Origin of the sequence: Actinoplanes sp. NPDC048791, assembly GCF_040650095.1 — a bacterium.
Classification (GTDB): Bacteria; Actinomycetota; Actinomycetes; order Mycobacteriales; family Micromonosporaceae; genus Actinoplanes.
Genome location: NZ_JBEZGQ010000493.1, coordinates 1 through 6,182, shown reverse-complemented (window position 1 = coordinate 6,182; position 6,182 = coordinate 1). Strand labels below are relative to the sequence as shown.

At 73.1% G+C, this 6,182-nt stretch carries 4 protein-coding genes; 3 read left to right on the top strand and 1 reads right to left on the bottom strand.

The annotated features are described in order from the left end of the window. The first annotated feature begins 339 nt into the window (after window positions 1–339). Window positions 340–3,183, top strand: coding sequence for an AAA family ATPase (locus tag AB0C29_RS28985; protein WP_360826507.1), 2,844 nt, complete (start codon window positions 340–342; stop codon window positions 3,181–3,183). Here AB0C29_RS28985 and AB0C29_RS28980 read toward each other — a convergent pair. Beyond that, window positions 3,161–4,585, bottom strand: coding sequence for an MFS transporter (locus AB0C29_RS28980; protein ID WP_360826503.1), 1,425 nt, complete (start codon window positions 4,583–4,585; stop codon window positions 3,161–3,163). The genes AB0C29_RS28985 and AB0C29_RS28980 overlap by 23 nt on opposite strands. Window positions 4,586–4,810: 225 nt before the next feature. Between AB0C29_RS28980 and AB0C29_RS28975 the strand changes: the two genes are divergently transcribed. Together AB0C29_RS28975 and AB0C29_RS28970 are read left to right on the top strand one after the other, a co-directional pair. Next, on the top strand, window positions 4,811–5,287 hold the full coding sequence (locus AB0C29_RS28975; protein ID WP_360826500.1) for an AtaL-like protein: 477 nt from the start codon (window positions 4,811–4,813) through the stop codon (window positions 5,285–5,287). Between the two features lie 32 nt (window positions 5,288–5,319). Next, a complete protein-coding gene (locus tag AB0C29_RS28970) occupies window positions 5,320–5,706 on the top strand; it encodes a VOC family protein (RefSeq protein WP_360826497.1) in 387 nt (128 codons plus the stop codon). Window positions 5,707–6,182: the final 476 nt, after the last annotated feature.

The following is a 6,182-nucleotide window of genomic DNA, read 5'->3' as shown; positions in this document are numbered from 1 at the left end:
TCTTTGTTATCGGCGGGGGGGCCCCCCCCCCCCGGGGCCGCGCCCCCCGTGCGGCGCGCGCCCCCGCGGTGAGGGGGGGGCCCCGCCGGGCCCCCCCGCGCGGGCCGGCCCGCCGGGCGGGACCCGACGGGGGACCGTTTAATCGGTGGCCGCGCAACGTAGGCTGCAACACGTGACGGGACGGTTACTCCTGCCGGCGGACCCATCGTCCGGCGGTGGCGTCGGGTGCCGTTCCGCTGCCGTCAGCCACAGACGGCACCGGTCCTCGGCGCGCGCCGGCTCGGTCTCGTGCCGCCGGGACTGTCGGCCCGGTGCCGGCACGACGAGAGGCGCTCGATCATGCCAAGTCCCTTCCCGCTGGTGGGCCGCGACGACACCCAGGCCGCGCTCGACGGCGCACTGGAGGCGCTGGCCGGCGGCACGGGAGGGTGCCTGGTCATCGAGGGCCCCGCGGGGATCTGCAATACCCGCGTCCTGACGGCCGCGGTCACCGCGGCCGGCGAGCGGGGGATCACCGTCGCGGCCGGCCGTACCACCGAGCTGGACCGGGTGGCGCCGTTGACCACCTTCCTGGCCGCGCTGCGCACGTCGCATCCGCCGGTGCTCGACGAGACCCGGATGGCCGACATCACCCGGCACCCGGACGCCAAGTTCTGGCTGGTGGACCAGCTCAGCGAGCGGGTCGAGCAGTTCTGCCGGGACCGGCCGCTGGTGATCGCGATCGACGACATCCAGTGGGTGGACGAGCTCACCTCGCTCGCGCTGCGGGTGATGGTGCCCGCGTTGCAGTCGTCCTCGGTGCTGTGGCTGCTCGCGCGGCGCTCGCACATCTCCCGCACCCCGGCCGCCGCGATGGTGGACTGGTTGATCGACGAGGGTGCACGGTCACTGCCGCTGGAGCCGCTGGACCCGCCGGCCGCCGCCCAGTTCTGCGCCAACGTGCTCGGCGACCGGCCCGGGCCGGGCGTGCTCGCCCTGGCCGACGGCGCCGACGGCAACCCCTTCCTGCTCGAGGAGCTGCTGACCACCCTGAAGGCGACCGGCCGGATCCACCGGGCCGGCGGTCTCGCCGAGGTCTCCGAGGGTCCGCTGCCCGCCAGCTTCGTGACCACCGTGGACCGCCGGCTCAGCGAGCTGCCCGCCCACGTCCGCCGGCTGCTGGAGGCCGGTGCCGTGCTGGGCCGCCCGTTCACCCTGCACGAGGTGGCCGGCCTGCTCGCCCAGCCCACCGCCGAGTTGCTCGGGGCCACCCGCGACGCGGTGGACGCCGGCACGCTCGTCGACAGCGGCAGCTCGCTGTGGTTCCGGCACAACCTCATCCGCGAGGCCGTCTACGACGGACTTCCCGGGTCCGCCCGCCAGGCCCTGCACCGAGAGGCGGTCACGGTCCTGCGCAACGAGGGGCGCCCGGCGGCGGAGATCGCCGAGCACTTCGTGCACGGGGCGCAGCAGGTGGACCCCCAGTCCATGGAGCTGCTGCGGGCGGCCATCGACGAGGTCGCCCACTCCGCGCCCGGCGCCGCCGCCGACCTCATCATGCAGACCCTCGACCTGCTGCGCAGCGACGACCCGGGCCGGCTGCAGCTGATCGCGGACGCCATCCGGCTGCTCGCCTCGGCCGGGCGGCTGGCCGAGGCGCAGAAGCTCGGCGACATCTACCTCAGCTGCGGGCTGTCCGCGCCGGACGAGGCCGCGATCCTGCTCGGCCTGGCCGAGGCGCTCAAGCACGCGGGCCAGGACCGCGAGGTGGTCGCGTACATCGAGCGGGCGCTGTGCCGCGAGGGCGTGCCGACCCAGGATCAGGCCCGCCTGCTCGGCGTGCAGGCCCACGGCCTGCTGCAGGTCGGCGAGCTCGACGCGGCCCAGCGGGCCGCGGCCGGGGCGGTGGAGCAGGGCGGGCTCAGCGGTACGCACTCAGCCGTGGTGCTGGGCGGCGCCGCGCAGAGTGCTGTCGCGTACGCCCGAGGTGAGCTCGACCTCGCGCTGCGCCACGCCGACGACGCCGTGACCCTGGCCGACCGGGTCCGCGGCGAGGCCCCGCACCGCCATCCGCGGCTCTGGCTGGGCCGGGCCCTGGTCGCCCTGGACCGTACGGACCGCGCCGGCCACGTCTACGAGGCCGACCGCCGGATCGCCGACCAGCTCGGCACGGTGTGGTCGCGTCCGTTGTCCCAGCTGTTCCAGGCCGATCTGCTGCTCTCCACCGGTCAGCTGGGCGATGCGGAAGCGGCGGCCGAGGCGGGCCTGCTCGCCGCTGAGCAGCTGGGTGCCACCGCTTGCGCCCCGGCGCTGCTCGCCACGCTCGCCCACCTGGCGGTACGCCGCAAGGACCAGGCGGCGGCACTGCGTCATCTCGACCGTGCCCGGCACTACCTCGACACGGGGGTGTGCGCCACCGACGAGGAGGTGCAGTGGGAGACGGCGCTGTACCACGACGCCGACGGCCGCCCGGAAGCCGCGTTCGAGGCTCTCGGCAGCCTCTATCCGATCCTGGGGGACCGTCCCTACCTGCTCGTGCACGAACCGCTCGCGGCCGCGTCGCTGACCCGGTTCGCCCTAGCCGTCGGTGCGCGGCACGATGCCGCGAGCGTCGTGGCCGCCGCCCGCCGGGTCGCCGACCGCAATCCGGGGGTGGTGTCGCTCAACGGTGCCGCGCTGCACGCCGAGGGCCTGCTGCACGACGACCTCGACGCCCTGCGCGCGGCCGTCACGGCGTACCGGACGAGCCCGCGCCCGCTGTGCCGGGCCTCGGCGCTGGAGGATCAGGCGGTCGCCGAGCGGTCGCGGGGCGACGACGCAGCGGCGCCCGCGTTGTTCGAGCAGGCGCTGTCGCTGTACGCCGACGCGGGCGCGCACCGCGACGTCCAGCGGCTGCAGGGGCGCCTGCGGCGGGCCCGGTCGGGCCGGCCGGCGGGACGGGGCACGGCCCGCCGGCCGAAGAGCGGATGGGGCAGCCTCACGGAGTCGGAGCTGCGGGTGGTGCGCCTGGTGGCCCAGGGCCGGACCAACCGCGAGGTGGCGGCCCAGCTCTTCCTGTCCCGGCACACCGTGGACAGCCACATCCGCCACGCCTTCGCCAAGCTGCGGGTGTCCAGCCGGGTCGAGCTGACCCGGCTGGCGCTGGAGAACGACCGTGAGGCGGCCTCGTCCTCCAGCGGTCTCAGGCCCGCCGCGACACGATGAAGCGGGTCAGCACGGCACCCAGCAGCGTGGCCCCGAGGGCGCACCACAGCGCCGCCGAGTAGCCCGAGACGAGGGCGTCGGCCGGGCTCAGCTCCCCGGCGACCGCTCGCGTCCGGCTGTCGGCCACCACCGCCAGCACGGCCAGCCCCAGCGCGCCACCCGCCTGATAGGTGGTGGTGGCGAGGCCCGCTGCCGCTCCGGCGATCGGGCCGTCGATGCCCATGGTGCACACGACGAACGACGAGACGATCGACATGCCGAGCCCGAACGCCCACACCGCCGCGGGCACCACGAAGGCCACCACGATCGACCGTTCGTCGCTGAGCAGGGTGGCCCAGGCGGCCAGGGCCGCCGCCTGGATCAGCAGGCCGGCGGCGAGCGCGTTGGGCGGGCCGAACCGCAGCACCCGGGGGGCCACCTGGGTGCCGATCAGCATCGCCACCGGCACCGGCAGGTAGATCAGCGCCGCGGCGAGCGAGTCGAAGTTGCGGACCTGCTGCAGGAAGAGCGTGATGACGAAGAAGGTCGAGATCAGCACGGTCCCGACCAGCGTGAAGATCATGTTGCCGACCACGACGTTGCGCCGGTCGAACAGCGCGGTCGGCAGCAGCGGGGCAACGGCCCGGCGCTGCCGTACGACGAACGCCACGATGAGCACCGCGGCCGCCGCGTACTCGGTGATGGTGAGGGCCGAGGCCCAGCCCTGGGCGCTGCCCCGGACCGTCGCGAGGATCAGCAGGATCAGACCGCCGGTGGCGGCGACGGCGCCGAAGACGTCGAGGCGTTCCCGCGCGCCCCCGGGCGTGGACGGCAGCAGCCGCAGGCTGGCGACCAGCACGACCAGCCCGATCGGCAGGTTGATCAGGAAGATCCACTGCCAGGCGGCGGTGGTGAGCAGGCCGCCGAGCACCAGGCCGACCGGCGCGGCCACGCCGGCCATGCCGCTGAAGATGCCGATCGCCTTGTTGCGGTTCGGGCCCTCCGGGAAGATGTCGGTGATCAGCGCCAGCGCGGCGGGAGTGACCAGGGCGGCGCCCAGACCCTGGAAGAGCCGGCTCACCACCAGCTGCCACGGCTCCGTGGAGATCGCGCAGGCGAGCGAGAAGAGCGTGAAGACCACGACGCCGGCGATGAAGAGCCGGCGCCGGCCGACGATGTCGGTGGCCCGCCCGGCCAGCAGCATGAAGCCCGCGAAGCCGACCAGGTACGCGTCCACCACCCAGGCGATCGTCGTGGGGGTGAAGCCGAGCGAGTCGCTGATGTGCGGCAGCGCGATGTTGACCGCCGAGGCGTCCATGACGGACATGAACTCGATGAGCGCCAGGACCCAGAAGACGGCCCAGGGGCCACGCCGGACGACCGGGGGCGCCTGCGCCTTCGCGCCGACACTTGCAGAACTCATCGGAGAACCCGCTTCCTGTTCCGAACTGAATGAGACACGACCACCGCTGCTCATCCTTCGGGCGGCCCGGCCGCCTTTCATCACGCGTTGTCGTGATTTCACCGGCCGCCCGGTACAGCGGCGCGGGACAGATATCCCGGGAATGCGGGATGACCGGCCCGAGCCCGGCACGAGATGGTTCTCGCAGGCCACCACGACCGGACAGTCCGACGAAAGGCGCGCGCGATGGTTACGTTCTCCCACACGGTCCTCGTCAATGACGAGCGCGCCGACCATCCTGAGATCAAGATCGATCAGCTCTGGGAATTGCTGCTGCACAAGGCCGAGAATCCGGTGTCGTACGTTCCCTCCATCACCGGCGCCGAGGTGATCGAGCGCAACGGCGACGAATTCGTCCGCCGAATCGTGCTGCGTGACGCGGTCACCGTGCGCGAACGGGTGACCGTCGAGCCGAAGCGTCAGGTGATCTTCACTCAGCTGGACAACCCCGACCTGACGACGATCACCAACGGGATCGGCGAGGACGAGCAGGGGCGGCTCACCTTCATCCTCACAGCGACCCTCTCCGCGGCCGGGATCGAGCGCAGCCGGCGGGAGAGCGGCTTCATCGCCGAGAACGACCTGCTCTTCTACGACACCGCCCACGCCACCGTGAACTCGGTCCGGCTGGCCGCTGCCCTCGCCGAGGCCCGGCACCTGTAAGCCCGTCCACCCACTTACCCAAGGAGATCTCCATGGCACTCGGCAGCGTCGTGCACTTCGAACTACCGGCCGACGACCTCGACCGGGCCGGCACCTTCTACGCTGAGGCGTTCGGCTGGAAATTCACCGGCCAGGGCGTACCCGGTACGGCGACCGTGACCACCGCACCCTCGAACGACTACGGCCGTCCCACCGAGCCGGGCACGATCAACGGCGGCGCCACCGTGCGGGGCGGCGCGGTGAGCACCCCGGTGGTGACCGTCGAGGTCGCCGACATCGACCAGGCGCTGGCCCGGGTGGAGGAGCTCGGTGGCAAGCGCGTCCAGGACCGCACGCCGGTGGGCACCTACGGCTTCGTCGGTTACTTCACCGACCCGGAGGGCAACACGGTCGGCCTGTGGCAGAACGCCCAGTCCTGAGCCGCTGAGCCGGCGGGCCGGCGGCCGCGGGTTTGCCGGCCCGCGGGCACGGGTCCGCCGGAACCGGACGGCATCGTCGTGAGCAGCGGCGACGCCGTCCGGTCCGCAGCGCAGCTAGGAATCGCCGGCCGAGCGCGGCCCGGGTCAGTGGGGTGCCGCGTTCCTCCGCCGACAGGATCTCCACCACGGCGTTGGCGTCGGTGGTGCAGGCCCATCCGCGTACCCCCCATCGCAGGGGTTCCCGGGCGAGCTTCCATGGGATCCGGGTTACTCACGGCGTCCCACTCACGCAGAGCCCGATGGCTGTATCAGGCCGATTCAGAGGCGGCCGGCGTCGGACAGCAGGGTCACCGACCGCACTCGCACGATCGGCGCTGTACGTCGTACCGGAAAGCTGCCCGAAAGGGCTTGCCGGCGCTCGCGTAACTACGGTCGGGACGCAGTCCGAGCTCGTTCAACGTCTCCAGGCTGACGTC

Coding starts and splice junctions, on each gene's coding strand:
- AB0C29_RS28985 (WP_360826507.1), top strand. CDS start 340: ATGCCAAGTCCCTTCCCGCTGGTGGGCCGCGACGACACCCAGGCCGCG.
- AB0C29_RS28980 (WP_360826503.1), bottom strand. CDS start 4,585: ATGAGTTCTGCAAGTGTCGGCGCGAAGGCGCAGGCGCCCCCGGTCGTC.
- AB0C29_RS28975 (WP_360826500.1), top strand. CDS start 4,811: ATGGTTACGTTCTCCCACACGGTCCTCGTCAATGACGAGCGCGCCGAC.
- AB0C29_RS28970 (WP_360826497.1), top strand. CDS start 5,320: ATGGCACTCGGCAGCGTCGTGCACTTCGAACTACCGGCCGACGACCTC.